Genomic DNA, 1649 nt, shown 5'->3' with positions numbered 1-1649 from the left:
GGGGCATGCCGGGACGGTGCCCGCCCGGCACCGTCCCGGCATGCCCCCACCAGGCGCCGCCGCAGGACAGCGGGGTCGTGATCACACCGAGTCCGTAGCGCGCACCGGGCCAGAGCCGGTCGGGGTCGGCGGCCACCGTGCGCCGCATCTCGGCGAGTTGGGCCATGGGCAGCAGCCGCCCGCCGAACAGCGCGGTGGCGAACCGTGCCAGGTCCTCCGGCGTGGACACCAGGGCGCCGCCGACGTCCCCGAAGGTCATGTTCCAGTCGGTGCCGTCGGTCCGGTGGCCCTTGGCGTCCGTGAAGTAGCTCTGGGAATGGGGGCCTTGGATCCGGGGGTCGTCGCCGGGCCAGTAGGTGTCGCGCAGCCCGAGCGGCAGGATGACGCGCCGGGTGATCTCCGACTCGGGCGAGTGGCCGGTGACCGCCTGGACGATCAGCCCGGCGACGACGTAGTTGGTGGTCGCGTAGTGCCAGGTCTGTTCCGGACGCGGCAACCGGAGCGCGCCGGCGATGAGTTCACGCGGTTCGAAGTGGCGACGGCGCAGCGCCTCCGGGTTCGCCCACTCGGGTGCTTCGAGGTAGTCGGGCAGACCGCTGGTGTGCTGGAGGAGCTGTCGGACGGTGATCCGGCGGCCGTCGTAGCCATGCCCCTGGATCAGGCCGGGCAGATAGCGCTCGACCGGGGCGTCCAGGGACAGCCGGTGCTCGGCGGCGAGTTGCAGGACCACGGTGGCGGTGAAGGTCTTGGTGATACTGCCGATCCGCAGCCGGTCCGTGGTGTTCGTACGCCGGCCGGTGCGCAGGTCGGCCACCCCGTCCGTGACGGACCAGCGGGCGCAACCCGGCGCCGCGGCCCGCCCGTTGACGAGGACCGCGGCTCCGGGGATCCGGTCCTCGGCGACCAGCCGGTGCACCGACCGCCGTACCGCCTCGTGCGTGCCGCACGGCCGGGACGCGTCCGGTGTCCGGGCGGCGGCCAGGGGCGCGGCGAGCAGGACCAGGGTGACGGCCCAGGCCACGAGCGCGGCACCTCTGCGAAGCGCGGGAAAAGGTAAAGGAATTGCCATGCGCACCACGGTAGAGATCGCCCACGGCACGATCACTCCGGCTGGCAGCCGGACCGGTACGGGGGACAGCACCAGCCCGCGAGCGGGGGCGGAGCGGAAGCCCCTCGGTCGGCTACCCCGCGACGAGTGGCTTGCCGTACACCGTGGAACTGCGCCGCACCGTCATTCCGATCCGCTCGTACAGCGCCAACGCCCCCGTGTCCGAATGCGTCCACAGGACACAGCTCCGCCTGCCCTGGAGGTAGAAGGCGCGGAACGCCTCTCGCAGCAGCAGCCGAGCGATACCCCGGTTGCGCTGGTCGCGGTGGACGGCGACCCGCTCGATGTACCCCTCGCCGCCGTCCAGGTCCCCCGTGTCCAGCGACAGCACCGCGCCGACCAGCCAATCGCCCTCGAAGGCGAGCGGCGACGCCCACGGGGCGAACGTCGCCCGCCCGACCGTGAGCCGCGCCCACTCGGCGTACGGCTTGCGCCGCTGCTGCCATTCGTCGAACGCGTCCTCGGTGAGCCGGTACGCGGCCTCCTCGTCGCCCGCGCGAAACGCCCGCACCGTGATCCCCGCGGGCGACGAGGAGGCCGC

Annotated in this window: 2 protein-coding genes; both read right to left on the bottom strand. The window is 73.1% G+C overall.

The annotated features are described in order from the left end of the window. On the bottom strand, positions 1-1069 hold a 1069-nt coding region (locus CCN72_RS35885), incomplete at its 3' end, for a serine hydrolase domain-containing protein (RefSeq protein ID WP_086812550.1). Positions 1070-1181: 112 nt separating this feature from the next. Then, positions 1182-1649 (bottom strand): GNAT family N-acetyltransferase (locus CCN72_RS35880; RefSeq protein ID WP_143664325.1); only part of this gene is annotated, 468 nt, incomplete at its 5' end.

This window comes from Streptomyces murinus (genome assembly GCF_002154555.1).
In the GTDB taxonomy this organism is placed as follows: domain Bacteria; phylum Actinomycetota; class Actinomycetes; order Streptomycetales; family Streptomycetaceae; genus Streptomyces; species Streptomyces murinus.
The sequence above is the reverse complement of the archived record's forward strand: the minus strand, read 5'-3'. Positions and strand labels throughout refer to the sequence as shown.